General features: G+C 66.8%; 25 protein-coding genes and 1 tRNA gene. 13 read left to right on the forward strand and 13 right to left on the reverse strand.

What is annotated here, in order from left to right; all coding sequences use genetic code 11:
- Positions 1-201: 201 nt before the first annotated feature.
- Positions 202-1,770, reverse strand: coding sequence for a lysine--tRNA ligase (locus tag ABNQ39_RS14040; RefSeq protein WP_376958142.1), 1,569 nt, complete (start codon positions 1,768-1,770; stop codon positions 202-204).
- A 215-nt stretch (positions 1,771-1,985) separates the two neighbouring features.
- On the opposite strand from ABNQ39_RS14040, the gene ABNQ39_RS14045 reads away from it, so the two are divergent.
- Positions 1,986-2,309 (forward strand): DMT family transporter, encoded by a 324-nt coding sequence (locus ABNQ39_RS14045; protein ID WP_109449673.1) that lies wholly within the window; start codon positions 1,986-1,988, stop codon positions 2,307-2,309.
- A gap of 53 nt (positions 2,310-2,362) precedes the next feature.
- Entirely contained in the window at positions 2,363-2,845 is a 483-nt protein-coding gene (locus tag ABNQ39_RS14050; protein ID WP_376958143.1) for an SRPBCC family protein, read from the forward strand.
- 13 nt (positions 2,846-2,858) lie between these two features.
- On the opposite strand, the gene ABNQ39_RS14055 is transcribed toward ABNQ39_RS14050, so the two are convergent.
- From ABNQ39_RS14055 to secA, 3 genes are all read right to left on the reverse strand, one after another.
- Complete coding sequence (locus ABNQ39_RS14055; protein WP_376958144.1) at positions 2,859-5,630, reverse strand: EAL domain-containing protein; 2,772 nt, start codon at positions 5,628-5,630, stop codon at positions 2,859-2,861.
- Positions 5,631-5,759: 129 nt separating this feature from the next.
- Positions 5,760-6,245 carry a large conductance mechanosensitive channel protein MscL gene (gene mscL, locus ABNQ39_RS14060; protein ID WP_376958145.1) on the reverse strand — a complete coding sequence of 162 codons (486 nt, stop codon included), beginning with the start codon at positions 6,243-6,245 and terminating at the stop codon, positions 5,760-5,762.
- A gap of 113 nt (positions 6,246-6,358) precedes the next feature.
- On the reverse strand, positions 6,359-9,094 hold the full coding sequence (gene secA, locus ABNQ39_RS14065) for a preprotein translocase subunit SecA (protein WP_376958146.1): 2,736 nt from the start codon (positions 9,092-9,094) through the stop codon (positions 6,359-6,361).
- 449 nt (positions 9,095-9,543) lie between these two features.
- Between secA and ABNQ39_RS14070 the strand changes: the two genes are divergently transcribed.
- The 6 genes from ABNQ39_RS14070 to ABNQ39_RS14095 all read left to right on the forward strand — a co-directional run bounded on the left by ABNQ39_RS14070 (position 9,544) and on the right by ABNQ39_RS14095 (position 15,466).
- Positions 9,544-10,512 carry a peptidylprolyl isomerase gene (locus ABNQ39_RS14070; protein ID WP_376958147.1) on the forward strand — a complete coding sequence of 323 codons (969 nt, stop codon included), beginning with the start codon at positions 9,544-9,546 and terminating at the stop codon, positions 10,510-10,512.
- 134 nt (positions 10,513-10,646) lie between these two features.
- The gene (gene argJ, locus ABNQ39_RS14075; RefSeq protein ID WP_376958148.1) at positions 10,647-11,885 is read left to right on the forward strand and encodes a bifunctional glutamate N-acetyltransferase/amino-acid acetyltransferase ArgJ; all 1,239 of its coding nucleotides are present in this window, start codon (positions 10,647-10,649) and stop codon (positions 11,883-11,885) included.
- Positions 11,886-11,906: 21 nt separating this feature from the next.
- A complete protein-coding gene (locus tag ABNQ39_RS14080) occupies positions 11,907-12,506 on the forward strand; it encodes a GNAT family N-acetyltransferase (protein ID WP_376958149.1) in 600 nt (199 codons plus the stop codon).
- Positions 12,503-12,946, forward strand: coding sequence for a (deoxy)nucleoside triphosphate pyrophosphohydrolase (locus ABNQ39_RS14085; protein WP_161958144.1), 444 nt, complete (start codon positions 12,503-12,505; stop codon positions 12,944-12,946). Before ABNQ39_RS14080 ends, ABNQ39_RS14085 begins: the two co-directional genes overlap by 4 nt.
- 413 nt (positions 12,947-13,359) lie before the next feature.
- Positions 13,360-15,288 carry a DNA helicase RecQ gene (gene recQ, locus ABNQ39_RS14090; RefSeq protein ID WP_376958150.1) on the forward strand — a complete coding sequence of 643 codons (1,929 nt, stop codon included), beginning with the start codon at positions 13,360-13,362 and terminating at the stop codon, positions 15,286-15,288.
- A 103-nt stretch (positions 15,289-15,391) separates the two neighbouring features.
- Positions 15,392-15,466, forward strand: a tRNA-Thr gene (locus ABNQ39_RS14095).
- Positions 15,467-15,602: 136 nt separating this feature from the next.
- Here the strand turns inward: ABNQ39_RS14095 and ABNQ39_RS14100 are convergent.
- The 6 genes from ABNQ39_RS14100 to ABNQ39_RS14125 form a co-directional block, all read right to left on the reverse strand.
- Positions 15,603-16,664, reverse strand: a complete 1,062-nt coding sequence (locus ABNQ39_RS14100; RefSeq protein ID WP_376958151.1) for a tyrosine-type recombinase/integrase — start codon at positions 16,662-16,664, stop codon at positions 15,603-15,605.
- Positions 16,646-16,933 carry a hypothetical protein gene (locus ABNQ39_RS14105; RefSeq protein ID WP_376958152.1) on the reverse strand — a complete coding sequence of 96 codons (288 nt, stop codon included), beginning with the start codon at positions 16,931-16,933 and terminating at the stop codon, positions 16,646-16,648. Before ABNQ39_RS14105 ends, ABNQ39_RS14100 begins: the two co-directional genes overlap by 19 nt.
- 30 nt (positions 16,934-16,963) lie before the next feature.
- Positions 16,964-17,284 (reverse strand): hypothetical protein, encoded by a 321-nt coding sequence (locus ABNQ39_RS14110; protein WP_376958153.1) that lies wholly within the window; start codon positions 17,282-17,284, stop codon positions 16,964-16,966.
- Positions 17,281-17,463, reverse strand: a complete 183-nt coding sequence (locus ABNQ39_RS14115) for a hypothetical protein (protein ID WP_376958154.1) — start codon at positions 17,461-17,463, stop codon at positions 17,281-17,283. The genes ABNQ39_RS14110 and ABNQ39_RS14115 overlap by 4 nt, the downstream gene beginning before the upstream one ends.
- Before the next feature lies 1 nt (position 17,464).
- Positions 17,465-17,851 (reverse strand): ribbon-helix-helix domain-containing protein, encoded by a 387-nt coding sequence (locus tag ABNQ39_RS14120; RefSeq protein ID WP_376958155.1) that lies wholly within the window; start codon positions 17,849-17,851, stop codon positions 17,465-17,467.
- 651 nt (positions 17,852-18,502) lie between these two features.
- Positions 18,503-18,823 carry a hypothetical protein gene (locus ABNQ39_RS14125; protein ID WP_109048454.1) on the reverse strand — a complete coding sequence of 107 codons (321 nt, stop codon included), beginning with the start codon at positions 18,821-18,823 and terminating at the stop codon, positions 18,503-18,505.
- Between the two features lie 129 nt (positions 18,824-18,952).
- Between ABNQ39_RS14125 and ABNQ39_RS14130 the strand changes: the two genes are divergently transcribed.
- The 5 genes from ABNQ39_RS14130 to ABNQ39_RS14150 all read left to right on the forward strand — a co-directional run bounded on the left by ABNQ39_RS14130 (position 18,953) and on the right by ABNQ39_RS14150 (position 21,737).
- Positions 18,953-19,216, forward strand: coding sequence for a hypothetical protein (locus tag ABNQ39_RS14130; RefSeq protein ID WP_376958156.1), 264 nt, complete (start codon positions 18,953-18,955; stop codon positions 19,214-19,216).
- Between the two features lie 288 nt (positions 19,217-19,504).
- A complete protein-coding gene (locus ABNQ39_RS14135; protein ID WP_376958157.1) occupies positions 19,505-19,750 on the forward strand; it encodes a hypothetical protein in 246 nt (81 codons plus the stop codon).
- Between the two features lie 674 nt (positions 19,751-20,424).
- A complete protein-coding gene (locus ABNQ39_RS14140; RefSeq protein WP_376958158.1) occupies positions 20,425-21,288 on the forward strand; it encodes a hypothetical protein in 864 nt (287 codons plus the stop codon).
- Positions 21,289-21,291: 3 nt separating this feature from the next.
- Positions 21,292-21,570: a hypothetical protein gene (locus ABNQ39_RS14145; protein WP_376958159.1), complete on the forward strand. Its 279-nt coding sequence runs from the start codon at positions 21,292-21,294 to the stop codon at positions 21,568-21,570.
- Positions 21,570-21,737 carry a hypothetical protein gene (locus tag ABNQ39_RS14150; RefSeq protein ID WP_376958160.1) on the forward strand — a complete coding sequence of 56 codons (168 nt, stop codon included), beginning with the start codon at positions 21,570-21,572 and terminating at the stop codon, positions 21,735-21,737. The genes ABNQ39_RS14145 and ABNQ39_RS14150 overlap by 1 nt, the downstream gene beginning before the upstream one ends.
- Before the next feature lie 14 nt (positions 21,738-21,751).
- Here ABNQ39_RS14150 and ABNQ39_RS14155 read toward each other — a convergent pair whose 3' ends face one another.
- The 3 genes from ABNQ39_RS14155 to ABNQ39_RS14165 form a co-directional block, all read right to left on the reverse strand.
- Entirely contained in the window at positions 21,752-22,039 is a 288-nt protein-coding gene (locus tag ABNQ39_RS14155) for a HigA family addiction module antitoxin (protein ID WP_376958161.1), read from the reverse strand.
- 64 nt (positions 22,040-22,103) lie between these two features.
- Entirely contained in the window at positions 22,104-22,697 is a 594-nt protein-coding gene (locus tag ABNQ39_RS14160) for a hypothetical protein (RefSeq protein ID WP_376958162.1), read from the reverse strand.
- A gap of 46 nt (positions 22,698-22,743) precedes the next feature.
- A complete protein-coding gene (locus ABNQ39_RS14165; RefSeq protein WP_376958163.1) occupies positions 22,744-23,790 on the reverse strand; it encodes a hypothetical protein in 1,047 nt (348 codons plus the stop codon).
- Positions 23,791-23,800: the final 10 nt, after the last annotated feature.

Raw genomic sequence — 23,800 nt, forward strand, 5'->3', positions numbered from 1 at the left:
ATAGCGCGGTATGAAATAGAGTTTGGTTTGCCCAGCCCCTATGCGGGAAGGCAGATTTCTGCCCGTTTCATGGGCAAGCGGCCGCTTGCGGGACGGGCGAACGATCAAATTCGAAAACCATCGCGCCAGGGAATGTTCGCAAACGAAAAAAGGGGGCGTCTCGCGACACCCCCCTTTTCCAATCCTATGCGGACCGCAGCGTCAGGCCGCCAGCTTCTCGCGGATCAGCGCCTTGGTTTCCTCGATGCCGTAAAGCTGGATGAAGGAGCCCATGCGCGGGCCGGTGGTCTGGCCCAACAGAACCTCGTACAGCGCCTGGAACCAGGCGCGTAGCTCGGTGAAGCCATGGGCCTTGCCGACCTCGAACACCTCGTTCTGGATGACGTCGGCGCGGGCGTCGGCCGGCACGCTGTCGAGCTTGACCAGCAGGTCCTGCAAGGCCGCGCGCTCGGCGTCGGTCGGCGCGCGGAACTGCTTGGTCGGCTTCACCTGATCCTGGTAGTAGCGCACGGCATAGCCGACCATGCTGTCGAGGAACGGGCTGTTCTCCGGCGTGGCGTCGGGCGCGTAGCGGCGGATGAAGCCCCACATGGCGTCCTTGGTCTCGGCATTCGCCGCACCGGCCAGATTGAGCAGCAGGTTGAACGAGACGTCGGAGCGCACCGCCGGCGGCTTGCCGTTGTGGATGTGCCAGGCCGGGTTCTCCAGCTTCTTCGCCGGCTCCTCGCCATGGACCCTGTCGACGAAGGTCAGATACTCGTCGACGGCGCGCGGGATGACGTCGAAATAGAGGCGCTTGGCCGACTTCGGCTTCTGGAACATGTAGAGGGCGAGGCTTTCCTGCGGCGCGTAGGCCAGCCATTCCTCCATCGTCAGGCCGTTGCCCTTCGACTTGGAAATCTTCTGGCCCTTGTCGTCGAGGAACAGCTCGTAATTGAAGCCTTCCGGCGGGGTGCCGCCGAGGATCTTGCAGATCTTGCCGGCGAGGTCGGCCGACGGGATCAGGTCCTTGCCGTACATCTCGTAATCGACGCCGAGGCCGAACCAGCGCATGCCCCAGTCGGGCTTCCATTGCAGCTTCACATGGCCGCCGGTGACCGGAAGCTCCACCTTCTTACCGTCCTCGTCCTCGAAGACGATGGTGCCGGCATCGACGTTGCGCTCCAGCATCGGCACCTGGAGGACGCGGCCGGTGGAGGGGGAGACCGGCAGGAAGGGGCTGTATGTGGCCTGACGCTCGGCGCCGAGCGTGGGCAGCATCACCGCCATCACCTCGTCGTAATGGCGCAGGATGCCGAGCAGCGCCTCGTCGAAGCGGCCCGACTTGTACCAGTCGGTGGAGGACTGGAACTCGTACTCGAAGCCGAAGCTGTCGAGGAAGGCGCGCAGCCGGGCGTTGTTGTGGGCGCCGAAGCTGTCATGGGTGCCGAAGGGATCGGGCACCTGGGTCAGCGGCTTGCCGATATTGGCCGCCACCATCTCCTTGTTGGGGATGTTGTCGGGGACCTTGCGCAGCCCGTCCATGTCGTCCGAGAAGCAGAACAGCTTGGTCGGAATGTCGCTCATGGTCTGGAAGGCGTGGCGCACCATGCTGGTGCGCGCCACCTCGCCGAAGGTGCCGAGATGCGGCAGGCCCGACGGACCGTAACCGGTCTCGAACAGGACATAGCCTTTGGCGGGCGGAGCTTTCGCGAAGCGCGCGACCAGTTTGCGCGCCTCCTCGAACGGCCATGCCTTCGCCTGCAACGCCAGATCCCGTTCGCCGGTCATCGTCGGACCCTTTCGAAACCACAAAGATAAAGTTGGGAATGAGGGCAAAGACCCTAGGGCCGGGCGGGCGTGGCGTCAACCTTGGGCGTCCGGCGCGAGAGTCCGGCGGGGTACGTGTTCCGGGCCACTTGCGGCCCCCGGTCGGGCGGTCCATCCTGCGCGGCCTGCGGGATCGTCCTTGCGGGCGTCGATGGGTTTGGCGGGGCTTCGGGGCGATGAGCTGGCTCTATCTGGTGGTGGCGATCCTGTTCGAGGTCGTCGGCACGTCGGCGATGAAGATGTCGGACGGGATGACGCGGCTCGGCCCGGCGGCGGTCGTGGTGGTGTGCTACGGCATCGCCTTCCTGCTGCTGGCCAAGGCTCTGCGCAGCATGGAGGTCGGCATCGCCTATGCGATCTGGTCGGCGACGGGCACCGCCGCCATCGCCGCCATCGGCGTCTTCGTGTTCGGCGAGTCGCTGACGGTGATGAAGGTGGTCGGCATCCTCCTGATCGTCGCCGGGGTGATCAGCCTGCACATGGCGAGCGGGCCGGCGTAAACGAAATCGGACGGCCGGGGGCCGGACCTGAACGAACGGGAGGAAAGGACACCATGACCACTGTGACCGCTGCCGTCTTCGATCCGCGGCTCGATCTTGAACTGAAGCGCGAGGTTCCGGTTCTGCCGGCGCTGCTCTGGCGGGCCTGGACCGAGCCGGAGCTGCTGATGAAATGGTTCACGCCGGCCCCCTGGCGGACCACCGCCTGCGAGATCGACCTGAAGCCGGGCGGCCTGTTCCGCACGGTCATGGAAGGGCCGAACGGCGAGAAGAACGACAACATCGGCTGCTACCTTGCGGTCGTGCCGGAGACGCTGCTGGTCTTCACCTCCGCCCTCGGGCCGGGCTACCGCCCCACCGGCAACAGCTTCCTCACCGCCTCCGTCAGTTTCGAAGCGACGGCCGCGGGCACCCTCTATACCGCCGTCGCGCTCCACAAGGACGAAGCGACGAAGACGCAGCACGAGGAGATGGGCTTCCAGCAGGGATGGAGCGCCGCGCTCGACCAGATGGTCGCCCTGGTGAAGGTCCTGTAGGGAAAGGGGCTGCCTACACCCCGACCCTGAACGGGTTCACCTGCCGGGCGGCGCGCTCCACCGCCTCGGCGGGGCCGGGGCGGCCGAGGAAATAGCCCTGGGCGAAGTCGCAGTTCAGGCCGCGCAGGGCCTCCAGAGTCTCGGCATCCTCCACGCCCTCCGCCACGGCGGTCAGGTTCAGGCTGTGGGCCATCTGGATGACGGCGGCGGTGATCTTCGCGCTGTCGTGGTTGCGGGTGAGGTCGGCGACGAAACTGCGGTCGATCTTCAGCTTGTCCACCGCCAGACGGCCGATGTAGGACAGGTTGGAATAGCCGGTGCCGAAATCGTCGATCGACACCTGCACCCCCATCGCCTTGATCCGGCGCAGATTGTCCATCACCAGGTCGGTGTTCTGGATCAGCATCGATTCGGTCAGCTCCAGCTCCAGCAGCAGCGGGTCGAGCCCGCTGTCGGTCAGCGCCCGCGTCACCGTGGCCACGAGGTCGCTGCGCTGAAGCTGCAAGGCCGACAGGTTGACCGCCACCGACAGCGGCAGCCCCTGGGTATGCCATTGCGCCGCCTGCCGGCAGGCCTCGGTCAGCACCCAGGCGCCGATCGGCACGATCAGGCCGCTGTCCTCGGCGATCGGGATGAAATCGCCGGGCGGCACCATGCCCTTGTCCGGGTGGTTCCAGCGCACCAGCGCCTCCGCGCCGGTCACGGCGCCGGTCTCCAGGCTGACCTGCGGCTGGTAATGGATCAGGAACTCCCCCCGCTCCAGCGCGCGGCGCAGGCCGCTGCGGGTCGACAAATGGGCCACCGCCTCGGCGTTCATCGCCTCGGCATAGAAGCGGTGGGTGTCGCGGCCGGCCGCCTTGGCATGGTGGAGTGCGGTGTCGGCGTTCTTCAGCAGGGTGGCGAAATCCTTCCCGTCGGCCGGGGCCATGGCCACGCCCGACGACAGGGTGAGGATCAGTTCCTGCCCGCCGACCTGGAAGGGAGCGGCCATCGCCTCGTGCAGGGAGGCGACGATCTCCACCACCGAATCGACGTCGGACTGGCCGGACAGCAGCAGGATGAACTCGTCGCCGCCGCCGCGGCTGACCGTGTCGGTGTCGCGCACCGCCGCCTTCAGCCGGTCCGCCACCGCGCGCAGCAGCGCGTCGCCGACGGCGTGGCCCAGGCTGTCGTTCACCGTCTTGAAGCGGTCCAGCCCGCAGGCGACCAGCGCCACCAGCCGGCCGTTGCGCTCCGACCGGGCCAGCGCCTGCTCGGTGCGGTCCTGCACCAGGATGCGGTTGGGCAGCAGAGTCAGCGCGTCGTGGCGCGACAGATACTCCATCCGCTCCTGCGCCGCCCTGCGTTCGGTGATGTCGCGGACGAGAACCAGCAGCCGGCGGTCGTTGCCGTCGATCACGGCCCGCCGCATGCTGACCTCCACCCAGAAGGTCGAGCCGTCCAGCCGGCGGGCATGCCATTCGAACAGCTGCGGCTCGCCGTCCGCGGCCTTGTGGATCCGGGCGGCGGCGTCGCCCCGCGTGTAGGGCGGCACGCCGGAACTGAGCTTTTCGACGGTGAGGTCGGACAGCGGGGCGCCCTCCACCCGGTACATCTCCCTCATCCGGCGGTTGACCTCCAGGATCTCCCCGCTGTCCAGGTCATGGATGAAGATGGCGTCGGTGACGTTGTCGAAGATGGTGCGGACGCGCTCCTCGCTGGCGGTCAAAGCGGTGACGGCGGTGCGCAGGCTCTCGGTCTTGCTTTCGACCTGCCGGCGCAGCAGCAGGACCCAGACCAGCGCGCCGGCGCCCAGGACGGCCAGCCCGGCCAGCAGCTTGACCAGCAGGTCCATCGTCTGCGGGCTGACCAGACCGGTGAGCGGACGGCCGAGCCAGCGCTCCTCCACCGCCTTGCGCTCCTCCGGGGCGACGCGGGCGAAGCCGTCGGCGATCAGGCGGAACAGGGCGGCGTTGCCCTTGCGCACCGCCCAGTGCAGTTCGCCGGTGTAGAGCGGCTCGGTGTAGCGGAAGCGCCCCTGCACCCCGCGTTTGGTCATGTAATAGCGCGCCGAGGGGTCGTCCATGCAGAAGACCCGGGTTTCCTGGCGCGAGGCGGCATCGACCATCGCCTCGAAACCGGGATAGCGCTGGAAGGCGGTGATGCCCTGGTCGGTCAGCCATTCGATGCAGAAATCGCTGTCCTTCACGCCCACCGTGAAGGCGCGCAGCGAATCCACCCCGGTGATGCCGCTGAGGTCGGCGCTGAACCAGATCGGCACGTCGACGCGGGCGTAGGGCTTGGAGAAATCGTAGATCGCCTCGCGGGCGCTGTTGCGGAAGATGGTCTCGATGACGTCGGCGTCGCCCTTGTCCACCGCCTGCCGGGCGAGGCTCCAGTCGAGCGGCATCATCCGCACCGGGATGCCGGTCTTCTGCGACCACAGCATCCACATGTCCCTGACGATGCCGACATGGGCGCCGTCCGGCGTGTGGAAGCTGTAGGGTGGGTAGTTGTTGTCCAGCGTCACCCGGATCTCGGCCGGGCGGGGACCGGCATCCGGCAGCGCTGCCGGCACCGGCGTGTTGATCGCCGCCGCCGGGTCGCCGGCCAGAAGCGACAGCAGCAGAATCGCCAGCACCCGCGAGACCGCGGTCCGCGCGCTGCGGATCGCCTTGGGGATGGCGTTGGGCCTCGCCTTGGGCCTCATGGAGACGCCCCGGACGGAACAGTCGATGGGCAGCGCGTGGCGGACATGGACATGGCCCTTGCCGAGGTCATGGACAGCGCAGGCGTGCGAGGCCATCTCCTCGCCGCCATCGCCAGCTTATCCAAGAGGGTAACCCGTTCGACAAGCTGCGGCAACGAAGGGTTCTCGCGCGCTTGTGACAAGCTCCCGCAGCGATGGCAGCCGGCGGACGCGCCCGGCTCGGGATCAGGGAGAGCGGTCGGCGGGCGGGGCGGCGGGCCGGGGATTGGACTGGTTGCCGGCCCGGTCGTTCACCCGGTCATTCGCCTGGGCGCGCAGGGCGTCGCGGATTTCCTCCAGCAGCTGTTCCTGCCGCGGCGGCACCTTCGGCGTTTCCTTGTGCAGGATGTGCAGCCGGTTGACCTGCCGGACGATCATGAACAGGGCGCCCGACACGATCAGGAAATTGATGCAGGCGTTGATGAAGCGGCCATAGTTGATGGTGGCCGCACCCGCCTTTTCGGCGGTCTGGAGCGAATCGTACTGGCCGCCCGACAGGTTGAAGAAATAATTGGAGAAGTCGATGCCGCCCATGACCCAGCCGATTGGCGGCATCAGGATGTCCTTAACCAGGGAATTGACGATTCCCGTAAAGGCGGCACCGATGATGATGCCGACCGCCAGCTCCACGACATTGCCGCGGCTGATGAATTTCTTGAATTCTTCGAACATGGCGTCCCGTTTCTCCGTGGTCACGGAAGGGAAACGGGACGGAGCAAGGATGGTTTCATAAGGTCCCTCTTCCCCCGGACAGGGTCGGGGGAAGAGGGGGATAAGGTCAACCCTCAGGCCATGCGGCCGTGGCAGTGCTTGAACTTCTTGCCGGAGCCGCAGGGGCAGGCGGCGTTGCGCGGGGTATTCTCCATCACCTCGGCCGGCAGCGGCTGGTCTTCCGGCGTGCCCAAAAGCGAGGAGGTGGGCGAGGAGGCGCGTACCATGCCGTCGGGCAGCGCTTCGGCATCGCCCGCCATCGCCAGCGCCGGGTCCATGCGGCCCTCGTGCATCTCCTGCATCTGGCGGGCGAACAGCTCCTCCTGCGACGGCGCCATGCGGATTTCGACATGCATCAGGATGGTGGTGACCTGCTCGCGCAGCGCCATCAGCATGCTGTCGAACAGCTCGAAGGCCTCGCGCTTGTACTCGTTCAGCGGGTCCTTCTGGGCATAGGCGCGCAGGTTGATGCCCTGGCGCAGATGGTCGAGCTGGAGCAGGTGGTCCTTCCATTCCTGGTCCAGGATCTGGAGCAGGATGCTCTTCTCGACATGCCGCATCGTCTCGGCGCCATAGGCCTCCTCCTTGTCCGCATATTTGCGGTCGGCGGCCTCGCGCACGCGCTCCTCGATCTCCGGCTCGGCGATGCCCTCTTCCTTGGCCCATTCCTGGACCGGCAGGTCCATGCCCAGCACGCGGTTGACCGCCTCGTGCAGGCCGCCGATGTCCCACTGCTCGGAGTAGCTGTTCGCCGGGATCGCCGTCGATACCATGTTGGCGATGATCTGGTGGCGCATCTCGCGGATTTCCTCCGCGATGTCCTCGCTCTCCATCACCTCGTGGCGCTGCTCGTAGACGACCTTGCGCTGGTCGTTCATGACGTTGTCGAACTTCAGCAGGTTCTTGCGGACCTCGAAGTGATGCGCCTCGACCTTCTGCTGCGCCTTTTCCAGGGCCTTGTTGATCCAGGGATGGATGATCGCCTCGCCCTCCTTCAGGCCGAGACGCTGGAGCATGCTGTCCATCCGCTCCGACCCGAAGATGCGCATCAGGTCGTCTTCCAGCGACAGGAAGAACTTCGAGGTGCCGGGGTCGCCCTGACGGCCGGAACGGCCGCGCAGCTGGTTGTCGATGCGGCGGCTCTCGTGCCGCTCGGTGCCGATGACGTAGAGGCCGCCGGCCTGCTTGACCGTCTCGCGCGCCTCGGCGATCTCGGCCTCGATCTGCGCGATGCGGGCGTCGCGCTCCGGGCCTTCGGGAATCTCGGCCAGCTCGACCTCGATCCGCATCTGGAGATTGCCGCCGAGCTGGATGTCGGTACCGCGGCCGGCCATGTTGGTGGCGACCGTCACCGCGCCGGCGCGGCCGGCTTGCGCCACGATGTAGGCTTCCTGCTCGTGGTGGCGGGCGTTGAGGACGTTGTGCGGGATGCCGCGCTTGGTCAGCAGCTCCGACAGCAGTTCCGACTTCTCGATCGAGGTGGTGCCGACCAGGACCGGCTGGCCGCGCTTGCGCGCGTCCTCGATCAGGTCGGTCATCGCGTGGTATTTCTCGGTCGCGGTGCGATAGACCTCGTCGTCATGGTCGATGCGCTTGACCGGGACGTTGGTCGGCATGTCGACCACTTCCAGCCCGTAGATCTCGCCGAACTCCGCCGCCTCGGTCAGCGCGGTGCCGGTCATGCCGGCCAGCTTCGGGTAGATGCGGAAGTAGTTCTGGAAGGTGATGGAGGCCAGCGTCTGGTTCTCGCGCTGGATCGTCACCTTCTCCTTGGCTTCCAGCGCCTGGTGCAGACCTTCGGAGAAGCGGCGGCCGTCCATCATGCGGCCAGTGAACTCGTCGATGATGACGACCTTGTCGTCCTTGACGATGTAGTCCTTGTCGCGCTGGAACAGCATGTGGGCGCGCAGCGCCTGCTGCGAATGGTGGACCAGCGCCACGTTCTGGATGTCGTAGAGCCCGCCGGTCTTCAGCAGCCCGGCCTCGGCCAGCAGCTGCTCCATATGCTCCTGGCCGGCTTCGGTGAAGCTGACGGTGCGGTGCTTCTCGTCCTTCTCGTAATCCTCGGCCACCAGCATCGGGATCAGCCGGTCGACCTGGACATACATCTCCGACGAATCGGTCGAGGGGCCGGAGATGATCAGCGGCGTGCGCGCCTCGTCGATCAGGATCGAGTCGACCTCGTCGACGATGGCGAAGTTGAAGGGCCGCTGGACCAGCTCCTCCAGCCGGAACTTCATGTTGTCGCGCAGATAGTCGAAGCCGAACTCGTTGTTCGTGCCGTAGGTGATGTCGGCGGCGTAGGCGGCGCGCCGCTCGTCGTCGTCCAGCCCATGGACGATGCAGCCGGTCGACAGGCCGAGGAAGCCGTAGACCCGCGCCATCCAGCCGCTGTCGCGCGAGGCGAGGTAGTCGTTCACGGTGACAACGTGGACGCCCTTGCCTTCCAGCGCGTTCAGGTAGACGGCCAGCGTGGCGACCAGCGTCTTGCCTTCGCCGGTGCGCATCTCGGCGATCTTGCCGCTGTGCAGCACCATGCCGCCCATCAGCTGCACGTCGAAGTGACGCTGGCCCAGCACGCGCTTGGCCGCCTCGCGCACGGTGGCGAAGGCGTCGGGCAGGATGTCGTCCAGCGTCTCGCCCTTGGCCAGCCGCTCGCGCAGCCAGTCGGTGCGACCCTTCAGCTGGTCGTCCGACAGCGCGGCGACCGACGGCTCCAGCGCGTTGATCTGAGCCACGGTCTTGTGCAGCGCCTTGACCGCGCGCGTGTTGGCGGTGCCGAAAATCTTGCGGGCGAGAGCGCCGAACATGAAAACCTCGGGAGTAAAGCGGAATGTGGGCCAGCCTATCGACGGGTCTCACATAGGACTATGGCAAGGCGCTGTCAACGAGACCGGGCCGGCGGGGGCGCCGTTGCGGCATTTGCGCCGAGGGGCAAGGCGGGGCGGCGGGGCGGCGGTTGACCGGCGGCAGGGCGCTCAGGGCATGACCGTTTGATGAATTCGCGTCCAGAAAGCGCCGCGGCGGTTGGCCGGCGCCGGTGGGGGCTGGTATCCCCTGCGGCGGAACACAGCTAATGGGCGGTGGCCGCGTGCGGGACAATGGGGACCCTTGCCCCGCGCGGCTTAGCCATGCTTAATCCCCTGCGGAATCGGGCGCGGAGCGGCGGATGGCTCCGATGCCGCAGACCATGCGAAACGGGCGCCGACCCATCGGCCGCCCAATTGTGAAGCATCCGCCGGAAGGAAACAGACACGCCATGGTTCAACGAGTGTTCCGCACCGCGCTCCTGTCGGTTGCCGCCTGTGGCATCGCGCTGGCCGCCCACGCCCAGACGCCGGCTCCCGCCACCCCGGCGCCGGCCGCTCCGGCCCCGGCGGCCGCCACTGCTCCGGCGCCGGCCGCCCCGGCCGATCCGGTGGTCGCCCGCGTCAACGGCGAGGAGCTGCACAAGTCGGACGTCACCCGCATGGTCTCGCAGCTGCCGCCGCAGGTGCAGCAGATGCCGATCGAGATGATCTATCCGGCGGTGATCGACCAGCTGGTCAGCGGCAAGCTGGTCTCCTCGGCCGGCTACAAGGCCGGTCTGGCTGATTCGGCCGAGGTGAAGGACGAGATCAAGCGCGCCGAGGAGCGCGCGGTGCAGCGCGCCTACATCCAGAAGGAAATCAAGGCCCGCGTGACGCCGGAGGCGCTGAACAAGGCCTATCAGGAATACCTGAAGGAGAACCCGGCGCAGGAGGAGGTCAAGGCCGCCCACATCCTGGTCGAGAAGGAAGACGAGGCCAAGGCCATCATCGCCCAGCTGAAGAAGGGCGGCGATTTCGCCAAGCTGGCCAAGGAGAAGTCCAAGGACGCCGCCGCGGCGGCCCAGGGCGGCGACCTCGGCTACTTCACCAAGGACGCGATGGTCGAGCCCTTCGCCAACGCCGCCTTCGCCATGAAGCCGGGTGAGATCAGCAAGGAGCCGGTCAAGACCCAGTTCGGCTATCACATCATCAAGGTCGAGGACAAGCGGACCCAGCCGCAGCCGACGCTGGACGAGGTGAAGCCGCAGCTGGAACAGACCCTGTCGAAGGACATGGTCACCGCCCTGGTCGAGGAACTGCGCGGCAAGGCGAAGATCGAGACCTTCCAGCTCGACGGCTCGCCGATGCCGAAGGAAGAGCCGGCGGCCGCTCCGGCCACCCCGGCCCCTGCCGCTCCGGCGGAACCGGCGAAAAAGTAAGCTCCGGCGCTCCGGCCCCCGTCGTCCCGTTCCCCGCACCTGCGGAGACGAGGGCGACGGGGGCCTGAGGCTCCGACAGTTATCGCTCCACCACGCCACCACCACTACCACTCCCCACCACGGGAATTTCCGTCATGGCCACGACCCTCTCCCCCTTGGCTCCCGCAAGCTTCCCGACGCTGCCGCCCATCGCGGGCGTGCGCATCGCCACGGCGAACAGCGGCATCCGATACAAGGGCCGCGACGATCTGCTGCTGGCCGTGCTGGATCCCGGCACCAGCGTGGCGGGCGTGCTGACCCGGTCGCTGACCTGCTCGGCCCCGGTGATCTGGTGCCGCGACAGCCTGCCCAAGGGTTCGGCCCGCGCCGTGGTGGTGAATGCCGGCAACGCCAACGCCTTTACCGGCAAGGCGGGCGACGCCACCGTGCAGGCGACCGTCGACGCCGCCGCCGAACTGGCCGGCTGCGCCCCGGACGAGGTCTATATCGCGTCGACCGGCGTGATCGGCATCCCGCTGGCCGCCGACGCCATCGGCAAGTGCCTGGCGCCGATGGCTCCGACCCTTGCCGCCGATTCGGCCGCGTGGGAGAAGGCCGCCCGCGCCATCATGACCACCGACACCTTCCCGAAGGGGTCGGTGCGCACCGCCAGGATCGGCGGGACGACGGTGACCATCGCCGGCTTCGCCAAGGGCTCGGGCATGATCGCGCCGGACATGGCGACGATGCTGGGCTTCGTCTTCACCGACGCCGCCATCGCCGCCACCGCGCTGCAGGACATGCTGTCGGAGTTCACCGAGCGCACCTTCAACGCCGTCACCGTCGATGGCGACACCTCGACCAGCGACACGCTGCTGCTGTTCGCGACGGGCAAGGCGGGCAACGCCCCGGTGGCGAGCGCCGATGCCGCCGAGCTGGCGGAATTCCGCGCCGCGCTGGAGGATCTGCTGCTCGATCTGGCGCTGCAGGTGGTGCGTGACGGCGAGGGGGCGACCAAGTTCATCGCCATCACCGTGCGCGGCGCCGACAGCGACGCCGCCGCCAAGCGGATCGGCATGACGGTGGCGAACTCGCCGCTGGTCAAGACCGCCATTGCCGGCGAGGACGCCAACTGGGGCCGCATCGTCGCCGCCATCGGCCGTGCCGGCGAGCGCGCCGACCGCGACCTGATCAAGATCACCGTCGGCGGCACCCTGATCTGCGCCGAGGGGATGGAAGTCCCGGGTTACGACGAGACGCCGGTCACCGCCCACATGAAGGGCAAGGAGGTCGACATCGACATCGACCTCGGCCTGGGCAAGGGGACGGCGAAGGTGTGGACCTGCGACCTGACGCACGGCTACATCGACATCAACGGCAGCTATCGCAGCTGACGGTTTGGCGGAGTTGACGGCTTGACAGGTGGCGGAGCGGAGCCCTGGCCCGACAGCGTTGCGACGCCGCGTCTGCTGCTCCGCGCCTTCCGGCATGAGGACGTGCCGGATTTCGTGCCGCTGATCGGCGACTGGGAGGTTGCGCGCTGGCTCGCCCGGGTCCCGCATCCCTACACGGTTGCCGACGGTCATGACTGGGTGGAACTGGCGGCGCGGAACCATGCCGACCGCGCCGCTCTCGCCTTTCTGGCGGTGCGGACAGCCGATGGCGTCCCTGTCGGCAGCGTCGGGTTGCAGTTGGACCGATTGCAGCCAGACCTTGGCCGGCCCGACAGCGCCGAGATCGGCTATTGGGTCGGGACGCCGTACCATCGTGCCGGCTATGGGCTGGAGATGGTGACCGCGATGCTGGGTGTCGGTTTCGATCCGCTCGGCCTGTCGCAGATCTGGGCCGCCACCGATCCCGACAACCTGCCGTCCCAGGCCTTGCTACGCAAAGCCGGTTTGCGGCAGCGGGGTGAACGCCGGCAAGACTTTCCCGCCCGCGGGCGAAGCATGTCGGCGCCCTATTTCGAAATCACCGCCGCCGAGTGGCCGGCCCGCCGAGAGGGTTCCGCATGACCGCCTGTTTCGATCCCAGCTCCACCCCCGCACCCGGCTCGCTGCCGGTTCTGCTGGTCGTCGCGGTGGCGCTCGTCGATGCCGACGGGCGCGTGCTGCTGGCCCAGCGTCCGCCCGGCAAGTCGCTGGCCGGCCTGTGGGAATTCCCCGGCGGCAAGGTCGATGCCGGGGAGACGCCGGAGGCGGCGCTGGTGCGCGAGTTGAAGGAGGAGCTGGGCATCGACACGGCGGCCAGTTGCCTTGCCCCCTTCACCTTCGCCTCGCACAGCTACGAGCGGTTCCATCTGCTGATGCCGCTCTATGTCTGCCGGGTGTGGGAAGGCGACGTGATGCCGCGGGAAGGGCAGACGCTCGCCTGGGTCTACCCGAACCGGATGGGCGATTACCCGATGCCGCCGGCCGACGTGCCGCTGGTGGCGATGCTGCGGGATCTGCTGTGACCCTGCGTTGAAAAATAGTCCAAACGGGACTATAGTGTATGGAGGTGGCCGGCGGGTGTTGCTGCACCCGCCGGCACGCTTCCAGTGCTTAGCGCCGGATCAAGCGGATCTCGATCCGCCATCTCCGCCACTGGAGCACCAGGAAGAACGGCATCTTCTTCATGCCACCTTCCTCCTTCTGAAACGGCGGATGGCCAATCCATCCGCCGTTTTCAGTTTACACGCGGACGATGAACAGACGCCACTGTTTCACACCAATGTGTGGTGTCGGCCGGTGGCCGTCCGGGCAGGTCCGACCTTTGTTCCCGGGCGTGACCCTTTGCGGCTTTGCCCCGGAGGCGATCTGTGCGACATGATGGGGCGTTGAGACGACAAGCCGGATCTCCGGCACCACTTTCCTGAACCGCATCGGCGTGGATTCGTTGTTTTCCTACAGCAACCCGGGTGCGTCGGACGATGCCCCCGGTCAACGGCCGGCCACGGCGCTCGACGCGCTGCGGACGGTATTCGGCTACGACTCCTTCCGCGGCCAGCAGGCCGACATCATCGACCATGTGGTGCGCGGCGGCGACGCGCTGGTGCTGATGCCGACCGGCGGCGGCAAGTCGCTGTGCTATCAGATCCCGGCGCTGGTGCGCGACGGGGTGACGGTGGTGGTGTCGCCGCTGATCGCCCTGATGCGCGATCAGGTGACCGCATTGCGGGAACTGGGCGTGCGCGCCGCCTTCCTCAACTCCTCCCTCGGCCCGGCCGAGGCACGGGAGGTGGAGCGGGCGATGGTGCAGGGCGAGATCGACCTCGTCTATGTCGCCCCCGAACGACTGGTGACGCCGCGCTTCCTCGATCTGCTCGACCGCACCCGGCTGGCGCTGTTCGCGCTGGACGAGGCGCATTGCGTGTCGCAGTGGGGGCATGATTTCCGGCCCGAATATCTGCAACTGTCGATCCTGCACGAACGCCACCCGACGGTGCCGCGCATCGCGCTGACCGCCACCGCCGATGTGCAGACCCGCGCCGAGATCAAGGACAAGCTGGGGCTGACCGACGCCCGCGTCTTCCTGTCCAGCTTCGACCGGCCCAACATCACCTACCGCGTGGTGCCGAAGAAGAGCGAGCGCCAGCAGATGCTGGCCTTCCTGCGCGACAACCATCCGGAAGACGCCGGCATTGTCTATTGCATGTCGCGCAACAAGGTAGAGGAGGTCGCGGCCTGGCTGAACAGCCAAGGCCGCGAGGCTCTGCCCTACCATGCCGGGCTGCCCGCCGAGACGCGCGAGGCGAACCAGGACCGCTTCATCAAGAGCGAGGGACTGGTGATGGTCGCCACCGTCGCCTTCGGCATGGGCATCGACAAGCCGAACGTCCGCTTCGTCTGCCACCTCGACCCGCCTAAGAGCCTGGAGGCCTATTATCAGGAGACCGGCCGCGCTGGCCGCGACGGGCTGCCCGCCAATGCCTGGATGGCCTACGGCATGGCCGACGTGGTGATGCTGCGCCAGATGCTGGAGCAATCGGAGGCCGGCGACAGCCACCGCCGGGTGGAGCGCGGCAAGCTGGAGGCCCTGCTGGGCTTCTGCGAGACGTCGGACTGCCGCCGTCAGGTGCTGCTGAATTATTTCAACGAGACGCTGCCGGAGCCCTGCGGCAACTGCGACACCTGCCTGGACCCGGTCGAGACCTGGGACGGCACCATCGCCGCGCAGAAGGCGCTGTCGGCGGTCTACCGCACCGGGCAGCGCTATGGCGCCGGCCACCTGATCGACGTGCTGGTCGGCAACGCCACCGAGAAGGTGGTACAGCAGAACCATGACCAGCTGAAGACCTTCGCCGTCGGCAAGGAGCTGACCAAGGTCGAATGGCAGTCGGTCTACCGCCAGCTTGTCGCGACCGGACTGCTGACCGTCGATCTGGAGGGCTATGGCGGTTTCCGCCTGACCGATGCCGGGGTGGCCGTCATCAAGGGCCAACGGGTGGTCAAGCTGCGCAAGGATCCGGTGCTGGAGCGCCGCCGCGGCGTCCACGACGCGCTGCGCCGGCACACCGCGCGGGGCGGATCGGTCGGCGGCGGCTTGAGCGGGGAGGGGGTGTCGCGCTCCGGCGCCCGCGGAGCGCTGTCGGCGGCGGACGACGCGCTGTGGCATGCACTGAAGGACTGCCGGACGGCTCTGGCCAAGGCGCAAAGCGTGCCGCCCTATGTGATCTTCCACGACAGCACGCTGTTGGAGATGGTGGCCCAGCGCCCCCGTGACCACGCCAGCTTCGCCCATCTGCCGGGGGTCGGCGGCCGCAAGCTGGAACGCTACGCCGACGCCTTCCTGGAGGTGATCCGGCAGCACGGGTAAGGCTTTCGGGTGCGTGGCAGCTTTGAGGACTGGCCGCCGATTTTTCTGAAATTCACCGCTTGCATCCCGCGAAGCACCTCGCTATGTTCCGCGCCACAACGACGCCGCAGTAGCTCAGGGGTAGAGCAACTGATTCGTAATCAGTAGGTCCGGGGTTCAAATCCCTGTTGCGGCACCAGTTTCTAAGGCCCTGAAAGCAAACAGCTTTCGGGGCCTTTTCATTTCCGGCAGATGTAGCGTTTTCCCACCTGCAAAATTTGCGTTTTCCCACTTGCCCATTTTCGCCGTTCCGGCAGCGTTCCGGGATGTTCTGCTCAAGGTTGCGCTTTTCTTCCCTTATGGCGCTTCCTCTGCGCAGCCGCCGCCATGCGATCGTCGGGCCGGACATAGACTGCGACCACGCCGCGGGACCGGTGCCCCGTCACCGCCCGGATCTCGTCATCGGTGGCGCCGGCCGCGCCCAACTCGGTGGCAGCGGTGCGGCGCAGATCGCGGAATTGAAGCTCCGCCGGCAACTGGGCGAGCGCACGGATCCGGGCGAACTCATGGCCGAAGTGGAATTTCTGATAGGGCCGGCCGGTCGCCTCGCTGACGATCACCTGCACGGCGTCGCGCTTCACCTTCCCCAGCAGCGTCTGCATCGACGGCGTCACCGGCACCCGCAGGGCGTGCTTGGTCTTACCCTGCACCAGGCTGAACGCCGTGCCGTCATAGTCCGACCATTTCAGCGCCAGGATGTCCCCCTGCCGCTGGCCGATGTCGAGCGCCAGACGAACCGCGAGCGCCAGTGACTCCCGGCCGGCCTCGATGGCGGCGGCGCAGAAGGTCTCGACCTGATCCGGTGTCCACAGCTGCGTCCGGGCCTGCGTGCCGATCAGCCGCATTCCATCTGCCGGCGACGCGTCGATCATGCCGCGGTCGCAGGCATGGCCCAGCACGATGCGCCAGACCCGCATCACCGCGTTGGCGGTGGCGAGGCCGGATTTCTTCTGCACGGCCTCATAGCCCGTCACCAGCCACGCCCTGGTGATGCTGGCCACCATCTTGTTGCCGGCCACCTTTTCGATCCGGTTAAGCAGGAGGCGGTATTCGTGCTTGGTCTTCGGCGCGAGCTTGGCGTACTGCGGGGAGGCCTGATACTTCGCGATGAGGTCGGCCACGCTGTTCGGGAGGATCGCGGGCTGAAGACCGGAGCGGCGGACCCGCTCGGCCTCGACCTCTGCGTTCAGTTCGCGAGCGCGGGCAATCGCCTTGTCCGTGTCATCGCCCAGAGCTTCGTCGCTGAAGCCCAGCGCCTTGACCGCCGGGGTGGTGCGCCAATACCAGCGCCCAGCCACCCGCTTCATGCGCAGGACCGTCAACTCCACCTTGCCCATTCGTCAGCGCCCGCCGTGCCCGTCGTGGATGAGTGTTGCACAAGCCCGCTGCGTTCGTCCTGCCGTCTGTCCAGCAGCAGCCGGTCCCACAGCAGACGGGCGGTGCGCCGGCCTGCGCCGCCGCGGCGTTCAGGCTCCGGCCAGCGGCCTTCCTCGACTTCCTTGGCGAACTGGCTGGGCGAAACACCGACATAGCTTGCCGCCTGGGCGCGGCTGAGCATGCGCGGCCAGTACGGCAAGCCTTCGAGGTCAGAGACTCGGGCGGCCAAGGCTCACCTCCATCCGGCAAAGGGCAACGGTCACGTTCGGCCTCCCGTGTGCGGGTCGGCCAGCGGCACCGCCGGCAAAGCCCGCGTCGGTCCGCCATGCGCCAGCAGGTAGGCGATGGGGGAGGGCACGGCGACCACCAGCACGGGGAAGACGGCGCGCGGGTAGTGGGTGGGGATGTCCACGCTGTAGACGCCGGGGGCGAGGATGTCGCACACGACCGGAACCTCGCCGACGGCGAGGATGACCAGCCGCTCGCCCTGCCGGAACTGGATCCGGCGGACGTCGGCCGGGGTGTCGAACCGGGCAGCGTGGCACACCTGCCAATCCGTGGCTTCGAGGGTGGAGATCACGGCAGTTCCTCCCGCGCCAGTTCGGCGCAGTCGCGGTGATAGAGCGCGGCGGATAGCAGGCGCTTGCGTCGGAAGGGGAAGCCGGTCTCCCCAGCCTCCAGTTCGGCCCGGCCGGCTTCCTCGAGGTGCCACTGGACGAGGCAGGCCCATGCCGCGGTCTCTTGCCGTGCGCAGGTCATGTCAGTTCTTCAGTGGGTTGGCGACGAAGCCGCGTCCGTATGGCCGGCGCGCTTCCCCCAGGAACTCCAGCACCGCTTCCGGCGCCGTGTAGGTTTGCAGGAATAGCCGCACCATCGCCGTCAGCGGCAGATCGGTGGCGTGGAACCGGTCATGCACCGCGCTGACCAGCACGTCGCGGTTTGCGTAGCCCTCCAGCTCGGCAATGTGGTCGAGCAGCAGCCAGGACGTAACGTCCAGCCGCATCGAGGTCCGATGCGAGATCCGGCGGTTGGCGATCACCACGTTGTAGGTGACCAGCGGCGTCGCCCCGTCCTTCGGCAGCGCCGGCGCCATGTGGCGCAGCGTGTGCTCCATCTTCCCCGACAGATCGCCGAAGCTTCGATCCATCGCAACGTTCTGCGGTCCGTCCCTGCGTTGTAACGGGACCTTGATCGCTCCCTTCATCGGTCGCACTCCAACAGCGCCTGCATCCAAGGGTGCTGGCGTTCACGCCATACCCTGTATTAGGATGGGCGGTATACCGTGATTTCGTCAATGGCAAAAATCACGGTAAAGCGACCATTCTGAAGCCCTGCCGGGTGCCACTCGGCGGGATCGCCTTCGCCGCCGGCTGCCATCGCGCAACTTGTGGAAACTGGTTGAGAAACGATGCAACTATTTCTTTTACCCCGGCGGGGTGGTGCCATAGGATGCCGGCGCCTCGCACCTTCCCATCCAGGAAGGCGGAGGCAGGGAGACGCCATCTCCCCACCCACGCGGCTGCCAACCGCATCGATGAGCCGTGCTGAGCCGGGGCGCGCACCCGTGCCCAGCCGCACACCTGTCCGCCTACCGGGGCCGGCCCCGGTAGAGTGTTGATTTATGGGGGGTTGGCGGTGCCGAACACACCGAAGAACGAAAAGACCGAAGACTTATCGCATCGCAAGGCGCGCGAGGATCGCGCGGTCGAGCTGGTGACGCAGCTGTGCCGACGCGAGGGCGCGGACAAGATCCTGCCGCTGATCGATCGCTGGATGAGAATGCGCCGGAGCCGGGCGGCTAGGTGCGCCGCTCAAGAACCCGGATCAGGGCATCGAAATCCTCGGTAGACCAGGAACGGAAGGTCCGGCGGGTCTTCACCTGCATTTCCCAGTCGGGATCGCCATAGGCCAGCAGCTCGGCCAGTGACAGGCCGGCGCCTTCCGCAAGCTTGGTCAGGGTGTCGATGGTGCTGTTGGCGCCATTGAACGCGTCCAGAACCGTTGTGGCTGGCAGCTTCGACAGGCCAGCCCAATGGTTCTTGGACCGCAGGCGCTCCTTGTGCGTCTGAAGAACACGATTGAGTGCTGCGGCGATGTCGGTCTTGGGCGGCGTATCCATGCCGGCATTATGCGGACCCCGTGCAAAAGCGCGAGAACGCTGTGCCGATGAATCTATCTCGTGCAGCACCGATGAGCCCCCTTGACATTCACGGTATAGCGTTGAATTCTGATGGGCATGAAGCACGTCATGCACATCGATGCCTCGATTCATCGGATCTGCGCCTTCGCCCGGCATCAGGGCTGGAGTGCGGAGTCATTCGGCCGAGCCGCCGCCGTGCCGCCCAGCACCGTGCGTGACGTGCTCCGCCAGGAAGGCAACCCCACCGCCACGACCCTGCGGGCCATGGAGGCGGTGATTCCCCACGACTTCATGACCGATCCCATCGCGCTGGCCGCCAGCGACCTGTGCGCGCCGATCCTGGGAAAGCCGCGCGGGAAGAGGCGGAAATGAACAGGGAGACCCGGCAAGACGCCACACCCTCGGTTGTTTCGGCGGGAAGCATCGCTCGCACTGAGCGACTGCGCAACCCCGAAGCTCCGGCTTGGGCGCGACACTGTCCCACCGCCGAATCAGGCGCCGGCTGCCCGGCCCGGTCAATCGGGAGCGTCCCGAGTCCCGCCGGCCGCGTTGCCCGTCGCCACAGCCACCGATCCGCCGGGTTCCTTGTCCGTACCGGCGGAGCGGCCGCGGCCGGAGTCGTCAGCAGACTCCGGCCGCTTTCCCTGTCTGGGGCCAGCCATGCCCCCCGCTGACCCGGCCCTCACCGACGCGCAGCGCGCCGTCCTGGCCGCCTGGCCAGCCTTCGAGGCCGCCGCCGCGGTGACATGGTGCAGCGTCGACCGCCTGGTGCGGACGCTCTGCCACCGCGACTCCCTCGCCGATCTGCCCGACGACGACGCGGCCGGGCTGCTGGCGCTGATGCAGCGCGCCACCGACCGCCTGCATCCCTTGCGGCCAGCATCGCCGCAACGGGGATCCGCATGATCGGGCGCCGCCCGACAGCCAGCCCCCCTTCGGATCCCAGATCTATCCAGAAAACCAACGGCTTCTACTGCGAAGCCCGCCCCGTTGCCCGCCATCGCGCCGGCTGCGCCATGGCGCGCGGCCCGCCGTGCGGCCGCTCGACGGTCGCCAGTCAGCCGCCCCCATCGACTTTGAAGACCGCGCCGCTTTCGGCCGCCAGACGGCCGGAAGCGATGCGCGTCTTCACCCCCTGCCGCCGCGCGCCCACGCGCCGGTGAACCCTGGAGCTTTGCCCGATGGCATCGCCACGCGCGCCACCCTGACCGGCGCCGGCTTCTCCCCGTAAGCCCCCGTCATCCGGTGCCCAGCGTCCGCCCTCGCCGGTGGCCGCGCCGCACCCGTCTTGTCCCCACCGTTGCGCGCCCGCGCGGCGGTGAACGCCGGAGCTTGGCCCTTGTATCCGCGCGCCCCGCCCTGAGACGGGACGGCCCCGCCGAGGCCGCCCCGCTAGGACCGCAATCATCGCCAATGCCCTTTGTCCCTGCCGTGCCCACGGCGGGAACGCGGCGATGCGTGTCCGGAGGGTATCAGAAATCAGGATTAAAATCCGCTGTTCCTTGCAGCCACGGAGTCGTGTGCCCGCAGGGAGCCGCATTGCCGCCGGCCGGTCACCGCGCCGCCGGGGAGGTGCCCCCATGTCCTTGCCATTTGCCTCGACCACCCCTGTCCCCGCCGCCAAGCCGCAAGCCGCCTTCCGCGAGACCGTCGGCCGCTTCCGCTGCGCCGTTCTGGCCTGCCCGGCGCTGAAGCCGCGCGACAAGCTGGTCGCCCTCGTGATGTTGGAGCGCGTCAACCGCCAGATGTTCGAGGCGCTGGGCCTGCTGCTGACCTGGACCGGGGTGGAGGCGGTGGCGCGGCTCTGCGCCCTGTCCACCCGTGATGTGGAGCGGGCGCGCAGCGCGCTGCTGGCCGCCGGCGTCATCGTCCGCGACCGCGCCGGTGGCCGGGGCCAGCCCACCCGCATGCGCCTGTGCCTGGACTGGCTGGAGCGCGAGGACGGCCCGGCCGGCGACGTCCCCGATCCGTCCGACGATCCATCGCCCGACAGCGGTGTCGGCGACACGGGAGTCGGCCAAAGCGCCGAACGCCCGCCAACTGCCCCCGGATCGCCCGCCGGAACCGGCCTTCATCGCCCGACACCGGTGTCGGCCAAACCCTGTGATAAAACCCGTGAACCCACGCGCGCGAGCCCACACGCGAGCGCCGGCGCCAGCCCGCCGCCATCCGCCACCGGCATCGAGCGCGACGGCCACGCTCGCATCGCCCGCCGGATCGGCGCCGTCCAGCATGCGACGTGGTTCCGGGGATGCAGGCTTGGGCTATCCGGGGATCGCAGGCTGACCGTCACCGCGCCGAATCGCTGCGTTGCCGACCGGATTAGGGCGGCCTACGAGCTGGAGCTGCTGCGGCTGTTCCATGTCGATGCGGTGGACATCACCGTCGCCGTTCCGCCAGTCGCCGCCGATTCGGCCTTCGCGCGGATCGCGGGGAGGGCCTGAGCCATGCCCGTCCAGCCCGGCACCCTGTCCCGCCGCCGGCCCGAGCGGCAGCTTCGCCTGGATCTTGGTGATCCGCCCCGCACCGCGCGCCACCGGCCGGTGCAGCCCCAGCGCGAGGCCGACGCCCTCTATCGCGCCGTCCAGGCCCTGCGCGCCGCCGGCCATCGGGTCTATCGCTGCGGCGCGCTGCACCAGGTGGACGAACGCCTGTTGACCACGGCGGACCTGATCCGGCTGCGCCTCGCCGATCCGCGGTGCCGACAGCCCGAGGGGGCGCGGTGATGGGCGCGCTGGGGTTGGTCTTCGCGTTGCTCGGCACCGCCACGCTGGGCGGCTTCGGGTGGGAACTGGGGCGCTGCGCCGCCCGCTGGCTGCTGGGACGGCGGGCGGACGTGACGATCCTGCTGCCGGGCCTGCGCCTGGAGCGGCGGCGATCCGATGCGGAGTGACGCCGCCGGCCCAGTCAGGCGGCGCGGGGGGCGATGCTGCGCTGGATTTCCTCGCCATGGTCGGCGGCGGTAGCGGACAGGTCATGCGCCATCTGAAGGTTCAGCCAGAATTCCGGCGTGGTGCCGAAATAGCGCGCCAGCCGCAAGGCGGTGTCGGCGGTGATCCCGCGCCGTTCGTTGACGATTTCCCCGATGCGGGGCGCCGGCACGCGCAGAGCCAGGGCCAGCGCATGGGCCGAGAGATCGGGCGGGACGAGGAACTCTTCGCGCAGAACCTCGCCGGGGTGGGTCTTGATCCGCATGGCGCCCTCCTTGGCGTTGGCCGGTCAGTGGTAATTGCCGGTCTTGGTGCCGTAGGTGGCGAAGTTAGCCGGCAGGAGGGTTGGCTCCGGGGAATGGAATAGTCCGGCCATAGGACGGGTTTGTTGGCCCAGGCTTGTAGGTGATTTCTGACAAAGCCTTTTCCCGAGCCTCCTGCTCTTTACGCTTCGCGGCGCCAATCAGAAGGCTGGAGCGCAGTTCTTGTAATGCTTCAATACCGGTGAGCATCGACAAGCTGCGAAGAAGAGCGACAGCTAGAATGGTGCCAAATATCGTAGGACCGACCATAGAAAAATTTATTTTGACGTTACGTATTGTAACTTCCCAAATATCTGGTGAGAGAGATATAGATAGAATTGAAATAATAACAAGGATGTACAGATAGAAAAGCTTCCGCCATCCTTTCTGCTGTACTCTTAGAAGCTCGGATATTTCTATCAGTTCCGATGCTTTAAGTCCTTGCCCTTCCAACGCTTGAGCGGTTCTCATCATCAAGTTAACAAGGAAGCCAGTGAGGGCGCCGAAAAGCGCCATAATCACGGTTGATACTTTCTTGAGGTCAGGCACGGATACGAACGCCGCAAGGATTGCAGCGCTTCCTATCGTAATCACAAGATACAACAAGAAGCGCTTGTTCATGGGCGCTCAGCTCGTTCTCCAGATCCGGGTGCCAGCCGGGGAAGGCTCACGGTTCAATCCGACCGTTATCGATGAAGTTTCGATAAGCTTCAACCATAGCCCGCTTAACGTCGTTCCGATCCAGCAGATCGCCAATTACCAAGACCCTCGGTCCATAGGTCAATCGGATCACGTCGCCCTTGATCTTTCCCGATTTCGTATCTGCCGAAAGATCACTGTCCGGCAAATTCCGGGCAGCGATCAGAAGATTTCTCAACGCGGAGCGATCCAGATCCTTCTTTGGCCGCTCGTAGCCGAGCTTGACCGATACCTTTAAGGTGGCGTCCTCCGGCATCGCCCGCAAGGCCGCATTGACCCTTTCCTGGTCGCCATATACCGCCTTCAAAACCCTGTCAGCAAACCCAGTGTCGCCTGCTTCCGTCACCTCCGCCAGATCGCGTTGCTCGCGTCGGACGCGTACGGCATCGACCCCGCCGGGCTGGATGACCTCTCTTGCATCGGAGGCAGCGAGGGATTGGCCTGTCACCCGTCCGCCGATGACAATCGAAGTCACATCCTCCACGCCAGCGCCGCCAGCATTGGCCACGTTGAGTTCATCGGCCAGGATAACTTGAAGCCGATGGTCGCACACATTGGTTTTAACGGTAAGGAACCATGAGAAGTAGACCTCTAGAGCCTCACTACGTAGTCCAGGCGACTGGATGATAAAGGCATGATTACCAATCAACATCCAGAACATCATGGAGTTCAAAAATTCATGGCGTTCTGGTGGTGGAAACTGCGCTACATCGACCTCATCAACATCGCCTGGCGTCGCAAGAAGGGCTTGCGCTCGCCCCTGGGTGAAGCAAACAAGATCACCGAACAGAAGGTTTCCATCATCTTGATGATGATTGATGAAAACGTTCTCGCGATCATCTTTGGGGTTTGCACGGCAGCGAGCGCGCCACAAGTCCTTGATGCGTGCACCTTCTACAGGCCTGTTCAATGCCTCGCGGACGGCCTGCTCTAAGGTTTGGTCGCCGAGATAATTCGCATCATCTGCAAGGCGCTTGTAGTAAATGGTTACTGATCGCCGCTCGCCGCCTGCCATTTTTAGCCTC

This window comes from Azospirillum sp. A26 (assembly GCF_042604635.1).
Taxonomy (GTDB): Bacteria; Pseudomonadota; Alphaproteobacteria; order Azospirillales; family Azospirillaceae; genus Azospirillum; species Azospirillum palustre.

What these genes read in the sequence shown, in the direction of transcription:
- ABNQ39_RS14145 (WP_376958159.1), top strand. Translation starts at nt 21,292, where the DNA reads ATGCCCGTCCAGCCCGGCACCCTGTCCCGCCGCCGGCCCGAGCGGCAG.
- ABNQ39_RS14130 (WP_376958156.1), top strand. Translation starts at nt 18,953, where the DNA reads ATGCACATCGATGCCTCGATTCATCGGATCTGCGCCTTCGCCCGGCAT.
- ABNQ39_RS14135 (WP_376958157.1), top strand. Translation starts at nt 19,505, where the DNA reads ATGCCCCCCGCTGACCCGGCCCTCACCGACGCGCAGCGCGCCGTCCTG.
- ABNQ39_RS14100 (WP_376958151.1), bottom strand. Translation starts at nt 16,664, where the DNA reads ATGGGCAAGGTGGAGTTGACGGTCCTGCGCATGAAGCGGGTGGCTGGG.
- ABNQ39_RS14150 (WP_376958160.1), top strand. Translation starts at nt 21,570, where the DNA reads ATGGGCGCGCTGGGGTTGGTCTTCGCGTTGCTCGGCACCGCCACGCTG.
- ABNQ39_RS14160 (WP_376958162.1), bottom strand. Translation starts at nt 22,697, where the DNA reads ATGAACAAGCGCTTCTTGTTGTATCTTGTGATTACGATAGGAAGCGCT.
- mscL (WP_376958145.1), bottom strand. Translation starts at nt 6,245, where the DNA reads ATGTTCGAAGAATTCAAGAAATTCATCAGCCGCGGCAATGTCGTGGAG.
- ABNQ39_RS14120 (WP_376958155.1), bottom strand. Translation starts at nt 17,851, where the DNA reads ATGGATCGAAGCTTCGGCGATCTGTCGGGGAAGATGGAGCACACGCTG.
- ABNQ39_RS14140 (WP_376958158.1), top strand. Translation starts at nt 20,425, where the DNA reads ATGTCCTTGCCATTTGCCTCGACCACCCCTGTCCCCGCCGCCAAGCCG.
- ABNQ39_RS14055 (WP_376958144.1), bottom strand. Translation starts at nt 5,630, where the DNA reads ATGGCCTCGCACGCCTGCGCTGTCCATGACCTCGGCAAGGGCCATGTC.
- secA (WP_376958146.1), bottom strand. Translation starts at nt 9,094, where the DNA reads ATGTTCGGCGCTCTCGCCCGCAAGATTTTCGGCACCGCCAACACGCGC.
- ABNQ39_RS14050 (WP_376958143.1), top strand. Translation starts at nt 2,363, where the DNA reads ATGACCACTGTGACCGCTGCCGTCTTCGATCCGCGGCTCGATCTTGAA.
- ABNQ39_RS14165 (WP_376958163.1), bottom strand. Translation starts at nt 23,790, where the DNA reads ATGGCAGGCGGCGAGCGGCGATCAGTAACCATTTACTACAAGCGCCTT.
- argJ (WP_376958148.1), top strand. Translation starts at nt 10,647, where the DNA reads ATGGCCACGACCCTCTCCCCCTTGGCTCCCGCAAGCTTCCCGACGCTG.
- ABNQ39_RS14125 (WP_109048454.1), bottom strand. Translation starts at nt 18,823, where the DNA reads ATGGATACGCCGCCCAAGACCGACATCGCCGCAGCACTCAATCGTGTT.
- ABNQ39_RS14115 (WP_376958154.1), bottom strand. Translation starts at nt 17,463, where the DNA reads ATGACCTGCGCACGGCAAGAGACCGCGGCATGGGCCTGCCTCGTCCAG.
- ABNQ39_RS14155 (WP_376958161.1), bottom strand. Translation starts at nt 22,039, where the DNA reads ATGCGGATCAAGACCCACCCCGGCGAGGTTCTGCGCGAAGAGTTCCTC.
- ABNQ39_RS14070 (WP_376958147.1), top strand. Translation starts at nt 9,544, where the DNA reads ATGGTTCAACGAGTGTTCCGCACCGCGCTCCTGTCGGTTGCCGCCTGT.
- ABNQ39_RS14045 (WP_109449673.1), top strand. Translation starts at nt 1,986, where the DNA reads ATGAGCTGGCTCTATCTGGTGGTGGCGATCCTGTTCGAGGTCGTCGGC.
- ABNQ39_RS14085 (WP_161958144.1), top strand. Translation starts at nt 12,503, where the DNA reads ATGACCGCCTGTTTCGATCCCAGCTCCACCCCCGCACCCGGCTCGCTG.
- ABNQ39_RS14040 (WP_376958142.1), bottom strand. Translation starts at nt 1,770, where the DNA reads ATGACCGGCGAACGGGATCTGGCGTTGCAGGCGAAGGCATGGCCGTTC.